The organism is Erwinia sp. MYb416 (genome assembly GCF_037479575.1).
GTDB lineage: Bacteria > Pseudomonadota > Gammaproteobacteria > Enterobacterales > Enterobacteriaceae > Erwinia > Erwinia rhapontici.
The window spans coordinates 1,824-2,129 of the sequence record NZ_JBBGYT010000073.1 but is presented as its reverse complement, the minus strand read 5'-3'; the positions used below and the strand labels follow the sequence as shown (position 1 = coordinate 2,129).

The 306-nt window shown below is 57.2% G+C and carries 1 protein-coding gene; it reads left to right on the top strand.

Annotation, left to right across the window (positions count from 1 at the left end; all coding sequences use genetic code 11):
* On the top strand, positions 1-306 hold a 306-nt coding region (locus WH277_RS00655; RefSeq protein ID WP_339503776.1), incomplete at both ends, for an extracellular solute-binding protein.

Below are 306 nucleotides of genomic sequence, written 5' to 3'. Positions count from 1 at the left end.
AATGGTTTACCAAACTGCGTGCAGCCAAAGGGCGTCGTTCGCCTTACGATATTGTGGTTTTCCAGCCGGATACCGTGCAGCGTGCGACGGCAGCAGGGTTGCTGCAACCGCTGGAGGCCAAAGAGATTCCTAACCTCGATAAGCTCTATCAGAGTGTGCAAACGCGCTTTGTCAGCGAGAACAAAACCTATGCTGCCGCGTTCAGCCTTGGGCAGTTAGGCCTCGCCTACCGCAGCGACCTGGTGAAAACCCCGCCGACCAGCTGGCTGGATCTGTGGAAGCCGGAATACAAAGGCCACGTGGCGA